The organism is Mycobacterium sp. (assembly GCF_032162605.1).
Taxonomy (GTDB): Bacteria; Actinomycetota; Actinomycetes; order Mycobacteriales; family Mycobacteriaceae; genus Mycobacterium.
In genome coordinates this window covers 1-21,606 of record NZ_JAVROT010000198.1, presented here as the reverse complement: position 1 = coordinate 21,606, position 21,606 = coordinate 1, and the positions used below count along the sequence as shown (strand labels likewise).

Annotated in this window: 23 protein-coding genes, 2 pseudogenes and 1 riboswitch; of the genes and pseudogenes, 12 read left to right on the top strand and 13 right to left on the bottom strand. The window is 66.3% G+C overall.

Going from position 1 to position 21,606, the window contains the following annotated elements:
- The 3 genes from QOI01_RS12595 to QOI01_RS12585 all read right to left on the bottom strand — a co-directional run.
- A partial coding sequence (locus tag QOI01_RS12595; protein ID WP_526381353.1) for a thiamine pyrophosphate-binding protein occupies positions 1–529 on the bottom strand: 529 nt, incomplete at its 3' end.
- Complete coding sequence (locus tag QOI01_RS12590) at positions 526–1,419, bottom strand: 2-hydroxy-3-oxopropionate reductase (RefSeq protein WP_526381351.1); 894 nt, start codon at positions 1,417–1,419, stop codon at positions 526–528. The genes QOI01_RS12590 and QOI01_RS12595, both read right to left, overlap by 4 nt.
- A complete protein-coding gene (locus tag QOI01_RS12585; protein ID WP_526381357.1) occupies positions 1,416–2,276 on the bottom strand; it encodes a hydroxypyruvate isomerase family protein in 861 nt (286 codons plus the stop codon). The genes QOI01_RS12590 and QOI01_RS12585 overlap by 4 nt, the downstream gene beginning before the upstream one ends.
- A gap of 377 nt (positions 2,277–2,653) precedes the next feature.
- Between QOI01_RS12585 and QOI01_RS12580 the strand changes: the two genes are divergently transcribed.
- Positions 2,654–3,844 (top strand): glycerate kinase, encoded by a 1,191-nt coding sequence (locus QOI01_RS12580; RefSeq protein ID WP_526381349.1) that lies wholly within the window; start codon positions 2,654–2,656, stop codon positions 3,842–3,844.
- Positions 3,845–3,933: 89 nt separating this feature from the next.
- A complete protein-coding gene (locus tag QOI01_RS12575) occupies positions 3,934–4,863 on the top strand; it encodes a histone deacetylase family protein (RefSeq protein WP_526381347.1) in 930 nt (309 codons plus the stop codon).
- Between the two features lie 10 nt (positions 4,864–4,873).
- On the opposite strand, the gene QOI01_RS12570 is transcribed toward QOI01_RS12575, so the two are convergent.
- The 5 genes from QOI01_RS12570 to QOI01_RS12550 form a co-directional block, all read right to left on the bottom strand.
- A complete protein-coding gene (locus tag QOI01_RS12570) occupies positions 4,874–5,470 on the bottom strand; it encodes an Rv1733c family protein (RefSeq protein WP_526381345.1) in 597 nt (198 codons plus the stop codon).
- A 257-nt stretch (positions 5,471–5,727) separates the two neighbouring features.
- Positions 5,728–6,285 (bottom strand): TenA family protein, encoded by a 558-nt coding sequence (locus QOI01_RS12565; RefSeq protein WP_526381343.1) that lies wholly within the window; start codon positions 6,283–6,285, stop codon positions 5,728–5,730.
- Between the two features lie 202 nt (positions 6,286–6,487).
- Positions 6,488–7,888, bottom strand: a complete 1,401-nt coding sequence (locus tag QOI01_RS12560) for a purine-cytosine permease family protein (RefSeq protein WP_526381341.1) — start codon at positions 7,886–7,888, stop codon at positions 6,488–6,490.
- A riboswitch (TPP riboswitch) is annotated at positions 7,883–7,995 on the bottom strand. (Overlaps the previous gene by 6 nt.)
- Positions 7,996–8,222: 227 nt before the next feature.
- Positions 8,223–8,918, bottom strand: coding sequence for a helix-turn-helix domain-containing protein (locus QOI01_RS12555; RefSeq protein WP_526381339.1), 696 nt, complete (start codon positions 8,916–8,918; stop codon positions 8,223–8,225).
- Positions 8,909–10,033: a substrate-binding domain-containing protein gene (locus QOI01_RS12550; RefSeq protein WP_526381337.1), complete on the bottom strand. Its 1,125-nt coding sequence runs from the start codon at positions 10,031–10,033 to the stop codon at positions 8,909–8,911. Before QOI01_RS12550 ends, QOI01_RS12555 begins: the two co-directional genes overlap by 10 nt.
- A gap of 315 nt (positions 10,034–10,348) precedes the next feature.
- Here QOI01_RS12550 and QOI01_RS12545 point away from each other — a divergent pair, with 315 nt between their 5' ends.
- The 6 genes from QOI01_RS12545 (at position 10,349) to QOI01_RS12520 (ending at position 16,298) form a co-directional block, all read left to right on the top strand.
- Entirely contained in the window at positions 10,349–11,407 is a 1,059-nt protein-coding gene (locus QOI01_RS12545; protein WP_526381335.1) for an autoinducer 2 ABC transporter substrate-binding protein, read from the top strand.
- A 78-nt stretch (positions 11,408–11,485) separates the two neighbouring features.
- Positions 11,486–12,997 carry a sugar ABC transporter ATP-binding protein gene (locus QOI01_RS12540; protein ID WP_526381333.1) on the top strand — a complete coding sequence of 504 codons (1,512 nt, stop codon included), beginning with the start codon at positions 11,486–11,488 and terminating at the stop codon, positions 12,995–12,997.
- Entirely contained in the window at positions 12,994–14,016 is a 1,023-nt protein-coding gene (locus QOI01_RS12535) for an ABC transporter permease (protein ID WP_526381331.1), read from the top strand. Before QOI01_RS12540 ends, QOI01_RS12535 begins: the two co-directional genes overlap by 4 nt.
- Positions 14,013–15,095 (top strand): ABC transporter permease, encoded by a 1,083-nt coding sequence (locus QOI01_RS12530; protein ID WP_526381329.1) that lies wholly within the window; start codon positions 14,013–14,015, stop codon positions 15,093–15,095. The genes QOI01_RS12535 and QOI01_RS12530 overlap by 4 nt, the downstream gene beginning before the upstream one ends.
- A 55-nt stretch (positions 15,096–15,150) precedes the next feature.
- The gene (locus QOI01_RS12525) at positions 15,151–15,918 is read left to right on the top strand and encodes an SDR family NAD(P)-dependent oxidoreductase (protein WP_526381327.1); all 768 of its coding nucleotides are present in this window, start codon (positions 15,151–15,153) and stop codon (positions 15,916–15,918) included.
- Between the two features lie 161 nt (positions 15,919–16,079).
- A complete protein-coding gene (locus tag QOI01_RS12520) occupies positions 16,080–16,298 on the top strand; it encodes a hypothetical protein (protein ID WP_526381326.1) in 219 nt (72 codons plus the stop codon).
- A gap of 29 nt (positions 16,299–16,327) precedes the next feature.
- On the opposite strand, the gene QOI01_RS12515 is transcribed toward QOI01_RS12520, so the two are convergent.
- From QOI01_RS12515 to QOI01_RS12500, 4 genes are all read right to left on the bottom strand, one after another.
- On the bottom strand, positions 16,328–16,858 hold the full coding sequence (locus QOI01_RS12515) for a cytochrome b (protein ID WP_526381324.1): 531 nt from the start codon (positions 16,856–16,858) through the stop codon (positions 16,328–16,330).
- Positions 16,855–17,886, bottom strand: a complete 1,032-nt coding sequence (locus tag QOI01_RS12510) for a catalase family peroxidase (protein ID WP_526381355.1) — start codon at positions 17,884–17,886, stop codon at positions 16,855–16,857. The genes QOI01_RS12515 and QOI01_RS12510 overlap by 4 nt, the downstream gene beginning before the upstream one ends.
- A gap of 677 nt (positions 17,887–18,563) precedes the next feature.
- Positions 18,564–18,833 (bottom strand): hypothetical protein, encoded by a 270-nt coding sequence (locus tag QOI01_RS12505; RefSeq protein WP_526381322.1) that lies wholly within the window; start codon positions 18,831–18,833, stop codon positions 18,564–18,566.
- Positions 18,834–19,100: 267 nt separating this feature from the next.
- On the bottom strand, positions 19,101–19,229 hold the full coding sequence (locus QOI01_RS12500; protein WP_526381320.1) for a hypothetical protein: 129 nt from the start codon (positions 19,227–19,229) through the stop codon (positions 19,101–19,103).
- Positions 19,230–19,243: 14 nt separating this feature from the next.
- Between QOI01_RS12500 and QOI01_RS12495 the strand changes: the two are divergent.
- From QOI01_RS12495 to QOI01_RS12485, 3 genes and pseudogenes are all read left to right on the top strand, one after another.
- Positions 19,244–19,507, top strand: a pseudogene (locus QOI01_RS12495) (L-arabinose isomerase); the annotation flags it as partial.
- 73 nt (positions 19,508–19,580) lie between these two features.
- A complete protein-coding gene (locus tag QOI01_RS12490; protein WP_526381318.1) occupies positions 19,581–19,706 on the top strand; it encodes a hypothetical protein in 126 nt (41 codons plus the stop codon).
- 99 nt (positions 19,707–19,805) lie between these two features.
- Positions 19,806–20,264, top strand: coding sequence for a GNAT family N-acetyltransferase (locus tag QOI01_RS12485; RefSeq protein ID WP_526381316.1), 459 nt, complete (start codon positions 19,806–19,808; stop codon positions 20,262–20,264).
- Between the two features lie 23 nt (positions 20,265–20,287).
- Here the strand turns inward: QOI01_RS12485 and QOI01_RS12480 are convergent, their stop codons facing one another.
- Complete coding sequence (locus QOI01_RS12480) at positions 20,288–21,259, bottom strand: LysR family transcriptional regulator (protein ID WP_526381314.1); 972 nt, start codon at positions 21,257–21,259, stop codon at positions 20,288–20,290.
- A 202-nt stretch (positions 21,260–21,461) separates the two neighbouring features.
- Between QOI01_RS12480 and QOI01_RS12475 the strand changes: the two are divergent.
- Positions 21,462–21,606: pseudogene (locus QOI01_RS12475) on the top strand (NAD-dependent formate dehydrogenase); the annotation flags it as partial.

The following is a 21,606-nucleotide window of genomic DNA, read 5'->3' as shown; positions in this document are numbered from 1 at the left end:
CCTCCGGGTCGAAGTCGATCTCGGCCAGCTGGACGTCGATGGGCAGATCGATGAGCACCGGACCGGGCCGGCCGGAGCGCATCAGGTGGAACGCCTTGGCGAACGCGCCGGGGACCTGTCCGGGTTCCAGGACGGTCATCGCCATCTTGGTCACTGGCGCGGCGATGGCACTGATGTCGACGGCCTGGAAGTCCTCCTTGTGCAACCGGTTCACCGGCGCCTGACCGGTGATCGCCAGGATCGGGATGGAATCCGCCGAAGCGGAGTACAGCCCGGTGATCATGTCGGTGCCGGCGGGGCCCGAGGTGCCGATACAGATGCCGATGTTGCCCGCTGCCGCACGCGTGAAGCCCTCGGCCATGTGGCTGGCGCCCTCGACGTGTCGCGCGAGGACGTGCTTGATCCCGCCGTGTGCGCGCATCGCCGAGTAGAACGGGTTGATCGCCGCGCCCGGCAGCCCGAAGGCTTGTGTTGCGCCTTCGATTTCGAGGATTCTGACCGCGGCGTCGACGGTGCGCATCCGGGTCATTTCGCGTCCTCGCTTGCCGTGCCGGACAACCGCTCGACGCCGAGCAGCAGGCCGGAGTGATCCAGGCCGCCCTCGCCGTTGGCGATCGCGGAGGCCATCAGCTGCGCGACGACGGCGCCGAGCGGGATGATGACACCGGCCTCGCGTGCGGCGGACGTGACGATGCCCATGTCCTTGTGGTGCAGTGCGATGCGGAATCCGGGGTCGAAGTTGCGGGCCAACATCTTCGACGCCTTCTGGTCGAGCACGGCCGACCCGGCCAGCCCGCCGCCGAGCACCTTGACGGCGGCTTCGATGTCGACGCCGTACGCGCGGAGGAAGGTGATCGCCTCGGCGAGCAGTTCGATGTTGCCTGCGACGATCAGCTGGTTCGCGGCCTTCACGGTCTGGCCGGCTCCGTTAGGGCCGACATGCGCGATGGTCTTGCCGACGACGTCGAGAATCGGCTTGGCGGCGGCGAAGTCGGCTTCGGAGGCGCCGACCATGATGGACAGCGTTGCGTTTACCGCGCCGGGTTCTCCACCGGAGACGGGCGCGTCGATGATGCGCAGTCCGCGCTCGGTGGCGGCCTTGGCGAGTTCGGTGGTGACGTCGGGCCGGATCGAGGAGAAGTCGATCACCAGGGTGTCGGGCTGGGCGTGGGCGAAGACGCCGTCCTCCGGGAGCAGGACGGCCTGCACGTCGGGGGAGTCGGGCACCATGATCGCCACGACGTCGGCGTTCTTGACGGTCTGCTCGATCGACTCGGCAGCACCGCCGCCCGCCTCGACCAGTGCCTGCATCCGTTCTTGGGATCGGTCGTATCCGACGACGGTGTGGCCGGCTGCGACAAGATGGCGGGCCATCGGGCCGCCCATGATGCCCAGTCCGATGAATCCGATGGTGCTCACGAGATCCTCGTTTCTTGTTGCTGCCGAAGGGTTTCGATGTTCACGCCGTTGGCGCCGCGGTCGGCGCGTGGGAGCCAGTCGAAGGCATCCGGGCGGGTGGCCTTGTACTCCAGACCGATGTAGCCGGCGTAGCCGCGGTCGGAGAGTTCCTGGAGCTGACTGGCCAGCGCCAGCTCCCCGGTTCCCGGTTCACCGCGTCCGGGCGCGTCGGCGATCTGCACGTGCCCGATCCGGCTGCCGTATTCACGAATGGCGGCGCTGGTGTCGTCGCCGTTGACGTCGAGGTGATACAGGTCGGCGAGCAGGCGCAGGTTCGTGGTGCCGTGTTCGGCGTGCACCCGGTCAATGACCTGGATGACGTCCGCCGCCGTCTTGAGCGGATACTGCGGTGCACCGCTTACCGGTTCCACCAGTACCGTCGCGCCGATGCGGTCCGCCGCCGCCGACGCGTAGGCCAGGTTGTCGGCCGCGACATGGTCCTGCGTCGAGGGCGCGAGGTCCGCGTCGCGATTGCCGTACAAGGCGTTGAAGGCACGGGTCCCCAGCGTCTCGGCGATACCGATGGCGATGGCGACGTTGTCTCGAAATGCTTGTATCAGTGCGGGATTGGACAAGATCCCGCGCTCGCCCGCCGGCATGTCCCCGGCGGCGAAGTTGAGGCCGGTCAACTGGACGCCGGCGTCCTGGATGGCGCGGGTGAAGGCGGTGACTTCGGCGTCCGACGGCGAGGTACTCGCGAAGGGCCACCAGAACTCGACGGCCACGAAGCCGGCTTCTCGGGCTGCGCGTGGCCGGTCCAGCAGAGGGATGTCGGTCAGCAGAATCGAACAGTTGACGGTGTAGGTGGCGTTCACCACGGCTTGCCTTTCTGTGTCAGCAGTCGGGGACTCGTCGCGGCGTACGCGCATGGAGTGAAACCCTCTTGGTTTATTCCGTATGACGGAACTGGTCTATCATTATGCAATCCAGTGAACCCGCGCGGGACCGACTTGTCAAGGGGAGGGGGCCGGCGCCAACGGCGAACAATATTGTCGTCGAACGCTATTGCAAAGGCACCGATGACGCGGCACGATCGGCAGCGTGGGGGTCCGGCGTGACATTTCTTAGCCAAGGGCGCACCGATCAGCTGAATTATTTGTTCCACGCAGCGGAATGAGTAACGATCCTGCTTCGCCGCGAAAGACCGCAGCTACTCATCTCATCCGTCGTCGATCCACCTGAAGGGAACCCCGCCATGACCTTGCAACGCAGCGCCGGAGCTGGACCGAGTCGTCGTCCCACCGATCGCCACGTGGTGATCGCGCCCGACAAGTTCAAGGGATCACTGACGGCGAGGCAGGCAGCCCAGGCGATGTCCCTTGGCGTCAAACGCGCCGACCCCACGCTGCACACCGTCGAGTGCCCGGTCGCCGACGGCGGCGACGGCACGCTCGAGACGGTCCTGGCCGCGGGATTCGAGCGGGTTCCCGTCTACGCCATGGGACCGACCGGGCAATTGCTGCTCACCGCCTACGCGCGCAACGGCGACACCGCGGTGGTGGAGATGGCCGAAATCTGTGGCCTGCAGCGGCTCCCCGGTGCCACCCCGGCGCCTCTGACCGCATCCAGTTACGGCCTCGGTGCGGTGGTGGCACAAGCGCTCGACCATGGCTGCCACGACATCGTCATCGGCGTGGGCGGCAGTGCGAGCACCGATGGCGGGGCCGGCTTCCTGGCCGCGCTGGGCGCGGTGGCATTCGATCAGCAGGGCTCACGCCTAGGTCCGGGCGGCCAGGCCGTCGGCTATTGCACGCACCTCGATCTCACGGGCGTGCGGCCCGAGGTCGCCGACGCCACCATTACGATCGCCGCCGACGTCGACAGCCCGCTCTACGGCCCACTGGGCGCCGCGAGCGTCTTTGCACCGCAGAAGGGCGCAACCCCGGACCAGGTAACGGAATTGGACCGCGCCCTGCGGTCATGGGCCGACGTCGTGGAGCGCACGACCGACACCGACTTCCGAGATGCGGCCGGAGCTGGGGCCGCCGGTGGAGTCGGTTTCGCCGCACTGTCGGTGCTCGGTGCGCGCATGCGCCCGGGGATCGACTTGATCCTGGACCTCATCGACTTGGACAAGCACCTCGTGGGAGCCCGCGCCGCCATCACCGGCGAGGGCTCGCTGGATCACCAATCCTTGCGGGGCAAGGCCGCGGTGGGCGTCTCTCGTCGGGCCGGCGCGCACGGCATCCCGGTATACGCCGTGGCCGGGGTGTCGACGCTGCCCCCGGCCGCGGTCCACGCCGCCGGGCTCGTGGGCGTCCATACGCTCAGCGAGCTGGAGCCGGACCGCCAGCGTTGCATGGAACAGGCCAGCGATCTGCTCGTAGTGGCCACCGAGCGACTGACCCTGGCGGCGCTGGGCGGCGCCGCCGCCGAGGAGGGATAGGGACTAGCCACGTCCATGAAGCATGTGATTGCATACAGTATCCGGACGCTGCCCCGCCCCGGCGCGTGATCTGAAATGAGACCCAAGCCTTGGCCACTCTGCTCATCCACCATGCGATCTTCGCCAGCCACCAGACCTCCGCAGGTCATCCCGAGCGCCCGGACCGCTACCGCACGGTGCAGGCGGCCCTCGGTCGGCCGCAGTTCGACGCCCTGGTGCGCGAGGAGGCTGGGATCGCCGACCTCGACACGACGCGCTACGTCCACACCAATGCCTACGTCGACGGTCTGGAAGGGGCCCGCCCACACGAGGGCTATGTCTACCTCGACGGCGGCGACACCATGATGGAGCCCTCCACGTGGGAAGTCGTGTTGCGCGGCGTAGGTGGCACCGTGCAGGCGGTCGACAGCGTCCTCGCCGGCGACGTGCAGAATGCCTTCGTCGCGTGCCGCCCTCCGGGACACCACGCCGAGACCGATCGGGCGATGGGCTTCTGCCTGTTCAACAACATCAGCATCGGCGCGCGTCACGCCCAGCTCAAACACGGGCTGGCCCGGGTCGCGATCGTCGACTTCGACGTCCATCACGGCAACGGCACCCAGGAGATCTTCTACTCCGATCCGAGCGTGCTGTACGCCTCTACCCACCAGATGCCATGGTTCCCCGGCACCGGGGCAACCCGCGAGACCGGTGTCGGCAACATCTTCAACACTCCGCTGGCGGCCGGTGACGGCGGCGTCCAGCTGCGGGCAGCCTTCGAGGACCGAATCTTGCCTGCGCTCAACGCGTTCGCACCGGAGCTCATCATCGTCTCCGCCGGATTCGATGCCCACGAACGCGATCCCCTGGGTTCGCTGTGCATGACCGCCGGCGACTTCGCCTGGGTGACGCGCGAGCTGATGTCGGCGGCGGAGCGGCACTGCGAGGGCCGCCTGGTGTCGGTCCTCGAAGGCGGGTACGACCTGCAGGGTCTGAGGGAATCGGTCACCGCCCACGTCGGTCAGCTGATGCGCGGCTGAGGGACGCGAGTCAGGACTTGCGCGTGGCGGAGCCTCCGCCGTTTCCGACGAGTTCCTGCAGCTCTCGGTCCCAACCGCGGTCCCGAGAGCGCTCGAGCGCCCTCCATAGGGTCGCGAATGCGCCGCCGACCAGGGCCGCCAGTGCTAGCCACACGAGCGCCGCCGTGCCGATTGCCAGGACGTGCCCGTCGATGTCAGAATGCGGTGGCGTGGTGACTTTGCCCTGGTCGTCCAGCCAGATACGCACGTCGTCGCCGGCCTTGACCGGTTGATCGACCTTCGTCACGGTGTCCTGCGTTGCGTTCTGAGCGAACCACCGCACCGGCACCGAGAATGTCGTGGCCACCGCCTCGGAGGTCGTAGGGTTGGATTTGCTGTTGCCCAGAGCCGTCGCCTCCACCGGATGACGGGTGGCAGCCTCGGCAGAGACGGTGTGCGCGTGAGCGGCGTAACCCATCTGAGCGAGAACCACGGCGGGGTAGACAGCGGCGAGCAGCATGATCATCCCCGCAACGACGGCCCAGGCGTGCACACGGTCCGCGGCGCGAGCCAGGGGAGAGCGCCCGAATGCGCGCACCGTCCACCAGCGAAGGGGGTTCGCGGTCATCGACGCCACCCCTGTGCCGCTCTAGCTGCTGTCACCCGCATATGACAATGGTTCCCCAAATGCAGGGATCAACACCACTCAGAACACCGCGATATCGATCACATGAGCGCCATATCACACCACGTACTTACGTCGCAAGGCTGCGTGACCGCAATATTCCACAGCGCCAGTGCCCAGCGACGGTCGCAACGCGCAACGCCGGCACCGGGACGGTTGACGTAAGTCGCTGTCGCCGGTCGACGACTGGCCGGGGCCCGTTATTTCTGCGCCATGCCCCAGAACGCCACTTCGTGAGACAGCACGTCGGCCACCACGTCGTCGTGCCCATCGGCAGTGGCCAGCTCGCGGAGCGCGTCGACGTAGTCGACAAAGCCAGGCGCGGTCCAGTGGTCCACGAACTCCCCGAACGGTGAGGTGCTAGACGCGGCGGAAGTCCATGCGAGGAGGTACACCCGTTCCACGACCCACAGCGCGGTCACGGCCGCTTCGTACGGCGCGGCATCCAGCTTCAGCAGCAGTTCGCGGTAGGCGAGCGTCGCTGGTAGCGCCGACTGGCCCATGTCGATCCCCCGCCGAGCCGCCTGAACGTCAAACCAATCCAGCTCCTCCACTAGGGCAACACATCCTGCCGTCAGCGGTGCCTGTGCTGGTCGCGGCGCGCGCGCCAGCAGCCTGGCCTGAAACGTGAGCAGGTCAGCGACGAACAGCGCATCCTGGACCAACCACCGATCAAATACCGTATCGGTGATCGTGCCCTCCCGCACCGCGTCGAGGAACGGATGTTGGGTGGCCGCAGCCCAGAGACGAGTGAGCACGCTCCGATCCCCAGGTGGTAGGCCATCCGGCTGCGCCATGGTCATCCCTCTCTTGAATCAACCGTCTTGTCATTTGTCCGACCAGTGCCCGGTAATCGCAACGTTGTTGCCGTACGGGCTCTTCAAGCTGTCCGCGCGAGCGTGTGACCGCCCGCCCGCGACCCGACACTCCAGACCCGAGCACGCGGACCTCTTGTGTGCCTTAGGTGTTCGCCATGTCCGTGCTCAGCGGTTGGTGGGATGATCGCCGATTGGTCAACCGAGACATGCCACCAACCAGCAGGGTGAGGGCCGCGGCCACCGCGAACGAGAAGATCGAGGCGCTCATCCATGGGCGGGCACTGAAGCCAATCGCCTGTGCCAGTTCACCCCAGGCTGCCGCCCACCAGCCGACTTGACCCGGATAGATCAACTGGTAGGTGACGAAGCCCAGCATCCACGGCGCCAACATCAACCACCTCGACGGCGAGTTCAGGCTGAGGTCCCATCCGCGCCTTCCGGAGAAGCAGAAGTAATCCACCGCCAGGACCGCGAACAGGGGCACGAACACCGACCCGATCAACGACAGGAAGCTGGCGTAGCCGTAGATGTCGACCGCTAAGGCGAGCAGGGTGATCACGACACCGACAGTGAGGGAGATGAGTCGACGGTCCCAGCGGGGCCGAAGGTTCTGCGTGGACACGGTGGCTGAGTAGACGTTGGCGAACGACTGGTCCATCTCCCGCACCGCCAGGACCGCAAACGCGAGTCCGCCGAGGGGCACGGCGATGAATGCTGCGAAGACATGGTCCTCATCGACGGCCACGGTGACGAGCGCCAACAGACCCAGCGCGTAGCACGCGATCTGGGTCACGCCGTAACCAAGGAACGCGCCCGTGAATGCCGCAGCCGAACTGCGCGAATGCCTGGCGTAGTCAGCGGCCATCGGCACCCAGGACACGGCGACCGCCACCGTGGTGTCAACCCCGATGCTGAAACCCGACCACGTCCCAGCCGACATCGCCGGCAGCGGATGGGTCAGCAATTGAAAGAACAAGTAGACCAGCGCAATTAGCACAGCAACGGTGACATACCGTCGCAACACCCGGACCGCCCCCAATGGATACAGCGAGAGCGCGGTCGTGATGACTCCACCTCCGACCACGTACCCCCACTGTGGCACCGCGGGCAGCACCGTTACGGCCGCGGTGGCGATGGTGACCAACTCGAATGTGCCCCAACCAACCATCTGCACGATGTTCAGCACCGTCGGCAGATAGGAGACCCGACCTCCCAACAGACCGCGGAGCAACACCATGGCCGGTGCGCCGGTCTGCGCGCCGGGTATCGCCGCCGCTGCGATCGCGGCTGCGCCGAGGACCGTGCCGACGACGGTCGCCAGCAGCGCGGCAGCCAAGGACAGCCGTTCTGTCCCCGGGCCGCCAGGTTGCAAGACGACTGCGGCACCGGTGAACCCGAGCAGACTCACGCCCAGGTTTCCCCACAGCCCGAGCTGGTCGAACACCCCAAGCACCCGCGGCGCCGGGTCCACCAACGTCGGCGCGACCTCGCCGCTCGCAGCACGATGGCCGGAGGGAAGAAAACGACGCACTGGAACAGACATCGAACTCACTCTCCCTACGCCGGCATTATCCGGCTCAGGTTCAAGCGGTCGGTGGCCCTACAGCCACCCTCTCAGCCCGGTGATCCCGAGCTCCCGCGTATTAGCCCACCAAATGTAGCGCACCACCGTCTGCTGGGTGACATCTGGCTCGCTAATCCTCCCGCTCACGGCGGGCTGGAGTGAAGTACACCGAAACCCTTGGTGGGCTTCGGATCACCGAGCATCGAAACGGGCTTACTGCGGCAGAGGTTCTTTCGCGTGTCGAATGACGGACAATCGACACCGTTCAGACTGGCGATCGTCCGGGCTGCGCAGCGATTTGGAGCGGCGCACTTCAGTAGTCGTCGGCGGCGGCGTTCAGTGCGCGGGCAGCCTTGCGGGTGTCCGGCTCGGGCCAGCGTTCGGGTACGTGCAGAGTGAGAGCCAATCGCGTGCCTTTCACGGCGCAGGCGAGCTGCCGCCCCACGTGTGGCGAATGCGATTCGTACACCGTTCGTCGCCGAGTGCGCCTTAGTGCCAGCGTGCGCTGTACCGCGTCACCGGAGAGGCCGAGGTGCGAGGCGGCTGCCCAGACGGCGTTGGCCGCCTCGGAGGCTGGCAGCGACGAGAGGATGGCGACTGCTCCCGCGCAGGAATCCGCACTCGCACGTTGCCCAGGGCGCGGCGTCAGCGGCAACGGGTGCCTGCCCGGCCGGACGTCGACGAAGACGACCTGGTTGCCGAAGAGCTGAACCAGCGAGACCGTGTGACCGTCGAGGTCCGTTGTCGCGCAGGCACGGAACACGCGGTGCGCTACCGCGTCGGGATCGGACAGGTCAGACCAGCGGGCTCCCGCGTGCAGACCGCCGTTGGAGCTGCGCGCAATGAAACCGGCTTCTTCGAGGGTGCTCAGCAGGTCGGCGATCGAGCTCTTGGGCAGCCCGATTGCCGCGCTGAGTGCTGCCGGGGTGCTGGCGGTGCCAGATGAGATGGCGTCGAGCACGCGAGCGCCGCGGTGCACGGCCGGGCTGCGCGGCCCGCCTACCCCCACGGCTGGTATCCCGTGGCGTTTTGCGCATCGATCAATCGGGGGACGAGGTAGCGCGACGGCCGGGCGACGCGCGCCCCGCCATGTAAAGCGGTGCCGATGTCCATTGCCGCTCGGACCAGCGCGGCCGGGTCCTGAGTGGCGGTGGCGATGATCGGTCCGCCGGCGCGAATCTCGTCGACGGCGCCCCTGGCTCCATCGACGCCGACGATCGGCACGAACAGCCCACGGCTTCTGAGGACGCGAGAGATGCCGATGGCGATCTGGTCGTTGCTGGCGAAGAAGCCGTCTATCCCCGGGTGGCTGGCGAGGATCTCCTCGGCGGCTCGTTGCCCCGATGGAGCGTCCAGTTCGCCGTAGCTGGTTGCGACCACCGTCAGGTGGGGATGCGGGGCGATCGCCGCATGAAAGCCGGCAATCCGGTCGGAGTTGGCGGTGATCGGTATGCCGCCGACCACGGCGAGCCGGCCTCGCCCTTCGAGCGCCTTCGCCAACGCCGCCCCGGCCAGCGAGCCGGCTTTCGTGTTGTCCGTCGCCACGACGGCGTCGGCACCGCTGACGGCCGAACCGATGGCGACGACCGGAATCCGGGCTGCGCGAGCTCGGGCGCAGGCGTCCTCCAGCCCTTCGGTCGCCACCGGCTCGATGAGGATCAGGTCGAGCCCGGCATTGACGAAGTCGAGGATCTGGCGGGATTGAATCTCCTTGTCCTCCTTGGCGGCATGCACGTGCAGTCGGGCACCGAGCCTGACAGCCTCCGCGCGCAGGGCGTTGATCTCGGCGACGAAGAAGCTTTCGTCGAGCGGGTAGCTGAATCCGATGTCGTGAACCGGACCGGGTTGCGCCCTGGCCGCCGACGCCAGTTCGAAGACGCGCGAGCCCAGCGCGTACGTGCCGTCGACCCCACGGGCGAGCAGGCTTTCCTGGGTCAGCGCGTGGCAGATGCCCATCACGCTGCTCTTGGGAAAACCGGTCAGCTGAGCCAGCTCGGCAAGTGCCATTGGGTGGCCGGCGTCGCAAATGGCTTGCAGCACGGTCGCCGCGCGCGTCAGCGCGGGGACACGTCCCCGTCCGCGGCGCGCGCGTGTGTCATTGGCCCCGGCTCCTGGGTCCGACATCCGACTCAGCGTAATCGATGCGCAAACGCCGACGATGGTCGCGCGTCATTGCACTGCGTTTCACCGCTCGGCGAGGAGGACGAAACCCGAAATGTCCGAAGAGCAAACGTGCTGCGGCAGAAGTACATCCGCATTGTTGACAAGGTCACGGGAGGATGCCTAGTGTGTGTTTCATCACTCGACGGTGAGTTCGATATATGAAACGCACTTGTCGAGTGTTCGCCTCTCCATGGGCAGGTCTCGGGCGGGGTGCGCGTAGTCGACGTCGACCGGGCGTTGGCACGTGATCCTCAGCTCAGGCCGAAGGAGAAGTCGATGGCGATTTCCCAGCGATTCGTCGGTGCGATCAGCGTGGTGTTGGCCATCGCCATGGTCAGCAGCGGCTGCACCAAGAAGAACGAGAACACACCGTCGACCTCGGGCGGCACCAGCGCGTCGGAGAGCACCGGAGCATCCGGCGCCAAGGTCAAGGTGGCGTTCGTGCCGAAACTGCAGGGCTCTCCCTACTTCGAGGCAATGGACACCGGCGCCAAGCAGGCGGCGAGCGACCTCGGTGACATCGAGTGGCTCTATCAAGGGCCCACGTCGGCCGACGCCGCCGCCCAGGCGCAGATCGTGCGGTCCTACATTCAGCAGAAGGTTGACGCGCTGGTGATCGCGCCCAACGATCCCGACTCCATGGCGCCGCTGATGAAGCAGGCGCAGGACGCAGGCATCAAGGTGATGACCGCAGACACCGACGCCCCCAACTCGGTCCGCGAGGCCTTCGTCAACCAGGCCACCGCAGAGGGCATCGGCAACACCACCGCGGAGACGCTCATGAAGGCGATGGGCGGAAAGGGCAAGTGGGCAATCGTGTCCTGTGGTGAGACCGCCGAGAACCTGAACTCGTGGATCGCCGCAGAGAAGGCGTACGTGTCCGCGAAGTACCCGGAGGCCGAGCTGGTCGACGTGGTGTATTCGGGCGAGGATCAGGCCAAGGGGACCCAGATGTCTACCGACCTGATGAGCGCGCACCCGGACCTGAAGGGTCTGCTCGGGCAGTGCACCACCTCGGCGGTCGGCGTCGCACAGGCCGTCAAGGACGCAGGCAAGATCGGCCAGGTCTTCACCGTCGGGATCGGCACGCCGAAGTCGATGAAGCCGTACCTGGCCGACGGATCATCCTCCGGCTCGATCCTGTGGAACGTTCAGAACCTGGGCTACCTGACGGCGTGGGCCGGCGAACAGCTCGCCAAGGGCAAGACGTTCGAGGCGACCAACAAGGTCAGCGACCAGATGCCCGATGTGAAGTGGGACGAGGCCACCAAGACGCTGGTGCTGGGTGCACCGTTGCTGATCACCACCGAGAACGTCGACCAGTTCAACTACTGACCGCGGGACAGGCTGCGCGGCATGGCGAAAAACCTTGCTGCGCAGCCGGTTAGCAGATCCGCAGCCATTGGAGACACCATGCCGGAGGACCCGCGACTGACCCTCACGGGGGTCGTCAAGAGTTACGGCGCGGTCAAGGCGATCAGGCACGCCGACTTCGAACTTCGGCCCGGTCAGGTGCACGCCCTGGTGGGGGAGAACGGCGCGGGAAAGTCCACACTGATCAAGATCATCTCCGGTGCCACCGCGCCCGACGCCGGCACGGTCAGCTATGACGGTCAGCCGGTGTCGATCACCTCGACCGTCGACGCGATCGCGCTCGGCATCGCCACCGTGTATCAAGAGCCTCAATTGTTCGGCGAACTCACCGTCGCCGAGAACGTCTTCATGGGTCGCGAGATCGTCACACGTGGGCGCGTCGACTGGGCCGCGCAGAACGAACGGGTCGTCGGCCTCCTCGACGCCCTCGACCTTCCCGCCAAGCTGACCACCGCCACCGTCGGGGGACTGTCGGTCGCCACCCAGCAGCAGGTGTCGATCGCCAAGGCGCTGGCAGGCAAGTGCGGCATCCTCATCCTCGACGAACCGTCGGCCATCCTGACCGACGCCGAGATCGAGGTGCTATTCGGCATCATCCGCAGACTCGCCGACGACGGCGTCGCGATCATCTACATCTCCCACCGGCTCGACGAAGTCGTCAAGATCGCCGATCAGGTGACCATCATGCGGGATGGCAGCACCATCGGCACCTATCCGGTCGAGGAGATGTCGGTGCGGCGGATGGCCGAACTGATGGTGGGAGAAGCCCTTTCCGAGCAAACGGGCCCCCGCACCGCGCCTGCGGGGAAGCCCGTCCTTGAGCTGAAGTCACTCGCGCGGGCCGGTTCCTTTCACGACGTCAGCCTGCAGTTGCGGTCCGGAGAGATCCTCGGTCTCTACGGGCTCGTCGGCTCCGGCGTCGCCGAGATCGCCGAATGCATTCACGGGCTGGCCAGGACCAGCGCCGGCGACATCGTGGTCGAGGGACGCACCATCGCGCCGCGCACGCCACGACAGGCCGAGCGGGCCGGAATCGCGTTGCTGCCCGCCAACCGCAAGACCGAGGGCATGTTCTCCTTTCAGTCCATCGCCTTCAACGTGTCGATCGGTCACCTCCAGCGCCTCTCGCTCGGCAGGACGTTCGTGGACCGGCGTCGAGAACGCACCGTGGTGAAGGACTTGATGAAACGACTGTCGGTGCGGGCATCGGACGAAAACCAATCCGTCGGAACGCTTTCCGGTGGCAACGCGCAGAAGGTGATGCTCGCCCGGCAGCTCGTCGAACGACCCAAGCTGCTGCTGCTGGCCGAGCCCACCCAAGGTGTCGACATCGGCGCCAAGGAGGAGATCCACCGCATCATCACCGATCTCGCCGACAACGGCACGGCAGTCCTCGTTGTCACCTCCGACCTTCAGGAGGCGCTGCGGATCACCGATCGGCTCCTGGTCGTGCGCGCGGGTGCCATCGCCGCGGAATTCGGCCCCGACGCCCGACAGGTCGACGTCCTGGCAGCAGCCGCCGGGGACCGCGAAGGAGCGGCCAACCCATGAGCGTCGCAACCGATCCCAACGCCGCGTCAAGCGCCGCGTCCGTGCGCACCAAGGGCCGCGTCCTGCCCTCACCGGTGACGCCCGCCGAGATCGCCCTGATCGCGGTCCTGGTCGTGCTCTGGATCGCACTGGCCTTCGCAACGCCGGCGTTCCTCAGTGCCGGCTCGATCATCCCGCTCCTCGTCGAGTTCTCTCCGGTGGCGCTGATCGGCATCGGCATGACGTTCGTGATCATCACCGGCGGCATCGACGTGTCCGTCGGCGGCGCGATCATGGTGTGCTCCGTCGTGACCGCCAAGCTCATGCGCGACCAATCCCTGCCGCTGGTGGGGTGTCTGGTGGTGGCTCTCGTCACCGGCGCGGTCCTCGGCCTGGTCAACGGCGCACTCATCGCCTACGGGCGGGTGCACGCCATCATCATCACCTTCGGCACGGCGAATCTGTTTCTCTTCATCGGCCTGCAGATCTTCGCCTCGCAGACGATCAACGGCATGCCCAACACACTGGCCTGGTTCGGACGCGGCGTCGACGGCCGCACGTTCGACGTGCCGCACAGCTTCGCGATCACCGTCATCCTGGCCGCCATCGCGTGGTGGTATCTGCGCCACACGCCGGGTGGGCGTCACTTCTTCGGTGTGGGCGGCGACCCGGTGGCCGCGCGACTGGCCGGCATCAGGGTGCAACGACGCATCCTGATCGCCTACGTCATCACCGGCGTGCTCGTCGGACTCGGATCCATCTTCACCCTGGCCAAGGGCACCTCGAGCCTCGACCAGTCCGTGGGGTCCGGCCAAGAGTTGGCCGTCATCGCCGCGGTGGTCATCGGTGGTACCTCGATCATGGGCGGGCGCGGCTCGGTGCTCGGCACGATCCTCGGCGCGCTCCTCGTCCAGACCGTGAAATCCGGTGTCACGCAGTTGGGCTGGCCCTCGCAGCTGTCCGACCTGTTCGTCGGGATCTTCATAGTCGTCGCGGTGGGGACGGACCTCCTGCGCCGACGCGCGAGGAGTGCCCAATGAGCGTCGAGGTTTCCGCGCCCGCCGATGAGAAACCGGTAACGCGACGTCGGGTGGACCGGATCTGGGAAGCGATACTGACGCAACGGATCGTGCTGCTCACGGTGCTGATCGTCATCGTCGTTTCCTGGCTGATGTACATGAGCGCCAACGGCTATCTCAGTGGCGACTACGACTTCGACTACATGTCGGCCAGCCTCATCGACGCCGTCCCGCTGGCGCTGTTGGGCTTCGCCGAACTGGTGGTCATCGTGTCCGGCCGCGGTGGGATCGACCTCTCGGTCGGCGCGATGGTGTCGCTGGTCGGGATGATCGTCGGGTTCGCCTACGGCAAGTGGGGCTGGCCCCTGTTGGCCGCCGTGGTGCTGGCCATCGTCGTGGGCGCGGTGCTGGGGGCGATCAACGGATTCCTCGTCGCCCGCATCGGCTTTCCCGCCCTCATCGCGACGCTTGCCACCTACTACGCGTACAAGTCTATCGCGCTGGTCATCAATGGCCAGAAACCCATCAACAGCGCGCAGATTCAGTCGCTCTACACGCTCACCGGCTCGGTGCGCGTTCCCATCATCGGTGACTACATTCCCGACGTGCCACTGGGCGTGTTCACCTTCTTGGTCCCCGTGCTCGTCGTGCTCTGGCTCGCTTTGGGGCGCGGCACCTTCGGGCGCAGGCTCTACGCCGTCGGGACGAACGACGTCGCGGCGCGCTGGGCGGGACTCGACGTCGCAGGCACCCGGATGCGCGCCTACGTTCTGTCCGGGGTCCTGTCCGGCCTCGTCGCGGTCTACATCACCGCGGAATTCGCCTCGGCCCGACCCGACGCAGGTACCTCCGGCAACGGCCTCGCGCTGCCTGCGATCACCATCGCGGTGCTCGGCGGCGTCGCGATCACCGGTGGAATCGGCCGCCTCGCGGGCGTCCTTCTCGCGACCGTCCTGATCGTCTGGCTCAACGCCGGCATCATCCTTTACTTCGAAGGCAATACCGGCACGCAGTTCCAGCTGCTGGCCCTCGGTGTCGTCCTCATCCTGTCCGCGCTGCTCAACGGGCTGGCTGGCCGAAGATACCGCGGCGGTGACTGACGAAAGCCCGACGCATCGAACGCATTACGTGTCGGCATAGAAACGGAGAAGGTACATGACTGTTCTCGACGCGTTCGCGTTGACCGGCAAACGGGCCCTGGTGACCGGTGGCAATCGCGGGCTCGGGTTGGCCTTCGTCAGGGGGCTCGCCGAGGCCGGGGCCGACGTCGTCTTCGTCTCGCGAGACGCCGAGCGCAATGCCGCGGCGGTGGCGACGCTGGCGCGGGAAGGCCTCGAGGTTCGAGCCTTCGACGTCGACATCACCGCGAAGGACGGCCCTCGAGCTGCCATCGACGGGGCGGTGGAGCGGCTCGGTGGACTCGACCTGCTGCTCAACAACGCCGGACTGGCGATCCACCGGCCAGCGCTGGAGATCACTGACGACGAGTGGGACCGCGTCTTCGACGTGAACACCCGGTCTCTGTGGCGGCTCAGCCGGGAAGCGGGCGCGTACATGAAGGACCACGGCGGCGGCAACATCATCAATGTCGGCTCGATCAGCTCCCTGATCGTCAACCGCCCGCAGTGGCAGCCCTCCTACAACGCGTCCAAGGCCGCGGTTCACCAGCTCACCAAATCCCTGGCGGCTGAATGGGCCCCATACGGCATCCGGGTCAACGCCATCGCACCCGGTTACGTCAAGACGGAGATGGCGCCCGTCGACGAGCCGCGGTTCCGCCAGCACTGGATCGAGGACGCCCCCATGAAGCGATACGCCCTGCCCGAGGAGATCGCACCCACCGTCGTCTACATGGCGTCCGACGCCTCGGCGTTCATGACCGGATCGGTCGTCGTCATCGACGGTGGTTACACCATCCATTGAGAGATTCGGCGCTGCGGTAAGCACTTTTCGACGACAACGCCACGGTCAAGACCGTGCCGACGACAGGCCCTCGCGGCGGAATGCCCTGAGCCCGTTCGACGTTGAATATGAGGTAGTCATATCAGATCGTTAGTGCTCAATAAGATCAAAGGATTGTTCTCGTGCGTTTCACAGTTTCCCATCTGGCCCCGCTGATCACGGCGGGAGCCGCGGTCGCAGCGATTGTGGCAGCACCGATCGCCGTCGCCTCGCCGACCACCTGTATCGACGTCGGTTCGGCAACCCAGTGCGGGTCACCTGGCAACAGCCAGGTCACCGCCAACACTCCTCCTGTCCAGCAGCAGCCCCAGATCATCATCATTCACCGCAACCATCGGTGACGTTGGGCCACCCTTCCCGATGGCCAGCGTCAACGGCCGAAGCCCATCCGCGAGAGCATGCCGTCGCGGAGGGTCAGTGTGTGCAGCAGTACTGCACTGACGTGCGCGGCGATGACGACCACCAGTGCGTAGGCCAGCACTGAATGCGCCTGCCGCAGAATGAAGAAGGTGTCTGCGTCGAACGGTGCGATGGCGGGTAGGCGCAGTTGGCCGAACACCACCACGCGATTGCCAGTCGCGGACACCATCGCCCAGCCGACGAGGGGCTGCACCAGCAGCAGGCCGTACATCGACAGTTCCGAACCGACGACCAGTTTGTGCTCGAGCGCTCCGATCGTGTCCGGGAGTGGCGGCGTTCGGTGCGTGAACCGGTTAACGACGCGCGCGACGACGATCACCAGGATCGTGACCCCGAGCGTCATGTGCACGCTCCTGAGCGCCGCGTAGGAGCCCAGCGAGTTCACCATCGCGAATCCGACGAGTAGCGCGGTCAAGACCAGTATCGCCGTCACCCAGTGCAGCAGGCGCGTCCGCAGCGGATATCGCTGGCGCGTCCTCATGATGCGACCTCGTCGACCTGCACGGCCGACGGAGACTTCGGTTCTCCCGTGCGTGCACGGTAGGAGGCCGCGTACACCGAGGAGCGGGCGCTCAAAAGGGGATCGTCGGTGGGTTCGATGCCGGCGGGAAGGACGAGCGGATCGAAGTTCACGTCGCGGGCGTTGCCGGGACCTTCGGTCTGCGCGGTGGTCAACGTCAGAGTTCCTGCATCGATGACGCGCCGGCCCGGCGGCCACGGCAGGGTCGCGTCGGTCACCGGGTCGGACGCCTCGCCCACGACCAGCTGCAACTGCCAGCGCAGGGGACCGGCGTGAACCTGCCGAACGAGCGCATCGAACAGTCGGTCATCACCCGCCGGTGTTGCGGGCAGCGCCGCTTGCGATGGCACGAACGACCACCGCACCGGAGTGCGCCTCCCTGCGGCGTCGACGAGGTAGAACGCATTGAGGCTCGAGAAGGTGCTGTCGGCGAAACCGGGTGTCGGCGGGTGCATCTTCATCACCGCCATCGCCGCGGCCGTCTCCGGGTGCGCGGCGAGGAAACGGGCCATCGCATCGGGATCGGGCTTGCCGGTACCTGCGACGGTCTTGGAGGCAAGTAGCCGGTCGTAGAAGCCTTGGGGCGAGTTGTCCGGAAAGACGGGAAGATTGAGCATGGCCGTGCGCCACTGGTCGCGGCTTGGCAGGCCGAACACCAGTCCGAGGCCACGCGCCGCCGACGGTGTGTCGCTGACGAATGGGTCCCCGCCCGAAAGCGAGAAGCGACCCGTCACCGGTGTGCGGCCCTGACGGAAGACCCTCGCTGTGGACAGCTCGCCGCCGTCACCGTTGCTGTCGAAGTACCCGGTGACCGCGACGCCCTTGGCGTGGTTGCTGCGGAAACCCGGGTGCTTGCCGGACACCGCACGGAAACCGTCGATGAACGTCTGGCGGGTGAGCGCTTTGCCGCCGATCCAGTTGTTCGCATACGCGACGGCTCCGAGATCGACCGCGAGGAAGGCACCCACGGCCCCGATGCCCACTAGCATCGAGCGTCTGCTCACTGTGGAACTGCGCCAGCCGTGGCTGGGCTCGCGTTGTTCGTCTCCCACTTTCAGCATCTCCTCGTGGTGTGCATTCTGCGCGGCCAACGTGGGGCGTCGATGCAGTCTACTTCTGCGCCGAGTGGCCCGGTCGCCCCGAAGGCGCGATGCAGCCGCGGGCTGACGATCTCTGCCGAAATATCCACTGGTCTAACGGTGTTCGGCGAGTTTCTGACGGTTCGATGACGCCTTCCTCGGGGGAAGGGACAGAGACAGGGCGTATAACCGATGAGGAAGGGCGTATGGCAGCCCTCTCCGTCAAGCTTCCGCGACGGAATACATTGCGCGCCTTGGGCGCTGGGAAGTGGTTGTCCACGAATGTCGTTCACAGGCGTACCGAAGTAAGGAATTGTCACCATGCGCTCCAAAGTCAAGTACCTCGCTCCGCTGGTCCTGGCGGGAGCGGCCGCCCTGGCCGCAGCACCGATGGCCACCGCCTCACCGCCGACGTGCACCTACAGTGGCGCCGCGACCCAATGCGTGACGCCCGGGAATAGCCAAATCACAGCCAGCGCTCCTTCTGTGCAGCAGCAGCCCGAAATAATCATCATTCACCGAAACCACAGGTGACTGTCAATCCTCCCCGGATCCACCCAGAACCCACGACCAGTCCGTCGCCGTCCTCAATTCCCATTCGTCCAAGTGTTTCCGCGCTTGGCGCCGACTGCCGTGGGTGCAATGGCTTGCACCCTCAGCCAGGGCCTGCGCAGCTCCTGAGCGCGCCGCGCTTCTTCCGCCGAGATGATGAGGTGTACCCGATCGAAGAGCTGATCTCGGGTCATCCCGAATTCCGCCAGCACCTCGTCGGCGGGCGGGCCTCCGTAGGGCGCCCAGCTGCGGACGAAGTCGAGGCTCCGAAGACCTGCCGACGCCGCCGTTGGTCGACGCGCCACCGATGAACGCCGCGGCGATCGCCGCCAGCTCCATTCCAATCCCCGATCGTGGTGTCGCGGAGTTGAGCCGTGCCGCGCCCGAAAACGGTGCTACGCATGACACCGATGTCGGATATCCGGGTCCGCGGGCTCTCGTCCAGACCGACCCGGTCGAGCAGCCGCTGCGCGTGGGTCATGGTCTCGTGCCGGCTGATCACTCCCGCCGACGCATGCTCGTTGCCAAAGGAAGATGTTCTCGGCAATGGACAGGACGGGCACCAACGCGAGCTACTGGTGGATGATCCCGATACCACGGCGCTCGCTGGAACGGATGTCCTCGAAATCGCCTGGGCGGCCGTCGAAGACGATCTCACCCCGGTAGCTGCCGTGCGGGTAGATGCCGCTGAGCACCTTCATCAGCGTCGACTTGCCTGCGCCGTTCTCACCGCAGATGGCGTGGATCTCGCCGTGACCATCCGCTATCGATCGGCGATCGCGACGATCCGGTCCTGCGCTTCACGGCGGCACCCGCCGATGCGGTCATCATCGGCATCTGCGACATGGGGAGCCGATTCCGGCTGGTGGCCAACGAAGTTCGAGTCGTCGAACCGCCGGCAGAGCTGCCGAACCTGCCGGTCGCGTGTGCCGTTTGGGAACCCTCACCGTCCTGGTCCACCTCGGCCGAGGCGTGGCTGATGGCCGGTGCACCACACCACACGGTGATCACGACGGCGGTTGGGACGGAGACCATCGACGTACTTCGCCGCGATGACGGACACCGAACTGCTCATCATCGACGACACCACCACGGTGCGTGGCTTCCAGCACGGGCTGAGTGGAACGCCGTGTATCACCATGTCGCCGCCGGACTCTGAGCCGGAAGGAGCTCGATGATCGCCGCCCGCGGATGACGTTCGCGATGGTGCGGCGGATGAACGACACCCGAACGTCACTGCGACAAGGTCGTGGTGGTCGTGTCGAGTAGTTGAGCCGTTGCAGACCGATCCGCTCGCCGCGCCGCTGCTCGACGAGCTCACCGTCGAGTACGGCACTCGGTACGCCGACAGCATCGTGGGTGGGGAATACGGCGACTTGCGCGCGTATCTCGCCGAGGAGTTCGCACCGCCCGGCGGTGCGCTGATCGTGGCGGTGTCCGACGGAGTGCCGGTGGCCGGGGGCGCGTTCCGTCGCTGGGACTCCTCGACCGCCGAACTGAAGCGCGTGTGGACGGCGTCGACGCACCGACGGCGGGGCTACGGCAAGCTCGTCGTGGCCGAACTCGAGCGGACAGCACTGCAAGGCGGATACACCCGTGCCGATCTCACCACCGGATGGCGGCAACCCGAGGCAGTGGCGCTCTATCTGGCGATGGGTTACACGCCGCTCTATGATGCGTCGCTGCCGCCCGAGGACGTCGGCGCGCATCCGTTCGAGAAGCGGCTGGTTCGGTAGGAATGTAGTGCGTGAAGTTGGAATCAGTCCGTGGTGGTCGAGGACTCTGCACGCCCGAATGTGGCCAGGGCCGTCTCCAGAGACAGGTCGAGCAGGTCCGACAGGTGGGCATCGCGGAGGGAGTCCGCTAGGGCATCGGCGATGATCGATGGTGGAGTCCCGTCCGAAAGAACCAGTCCCACTATCGAACGGGGCCGGATCTCGCGAAGTGGTCGCACGCACATGCCTTCGGGCACCCCGAAGGCATGCAGCCAAGTGTGCGCGACGATGCTCGGCAATCGTCGCGTTGCGACGTAGGCGTACAGAGCGCCGACGTTGTCGGTCTCGATGGCGGGCCGGATCCGCTCTCCGACCGATGCCATCGTGGCGTCCAGGATGCGTCGGTTGCGCATCTCAGCGGTCAGCACACACAACGGCAACTGCGCTGCTGCTTGCCATTCCACCATCTCGTTGACGGCCGTCGGATGTGTTGTGTCGAGTAGCAACAGGTAGCGCTCGCGGTACAACTCGATGCGACGAGTCCCGGGTGGTGTTTCGTCGTCGAGATACGTGACACCCGCGTCGAGTTCGAATTCGGCGAGGCGCCTAGCGATCTCGCGCGACGGCAGGGCTTCGATCTGAACTCCGGCCATCGGGTTGCGCAGGCTGAACCGCTCGGTGATGAGCGGTGTGGCCGGAATCGCGGTCGGCACCGCGCCGATCCGGACTGTGGCAGTGATGCCGCCGTGCATTCGGTCGATGTCGGCGAGCAGTGCGTCGCGTTCTGCCAGGATCCGGTGTGCCCAGCGTACGACGCGGGCGCCTTCGGAGGTGAATCCCTCGAACCGTCGCCCCCGCATCACGATCATCACGCCCAGGTTCGTCTCCAGCTTTCCGATCGCGCCGGACAGCGTCGGCTGGCTGACGTGGCTCAGCCGTGCCGCGCGACCGAAGTGGCGCTCGCGGGCCAGCGCGACGAGGTATTCGAGTTGACGGATCAGTACTTCGCCGTTCACGTGCCGCTCCTTTTGAAGACTCAGCCGGAACCCGGCAACCGCCCACCCGCCATCATCGACGATACCTATCAAGAGATCGAATCTTCCGTCATTGCGAACCCTTGCCCGCCTTGAGTGGTGTCGGACACGATTCATGTTGCGCGCCAACCGGATCGCGTCGGGCCGGATAGGTCGACCCGACCCCATGAGCAAAGGAACGATAATGGCCAAAGTAGTGGTCGTCCTGTACGACGATCCGATCGACGGGTACCCCACGTCGTACGCGCGGGATGGCTTGCCGGAGCTCTCCGGCTATCCAGGTGGTCAGACCCTGCCTTCTCCGTCCGCGATCGACTTCATTCCAGGAA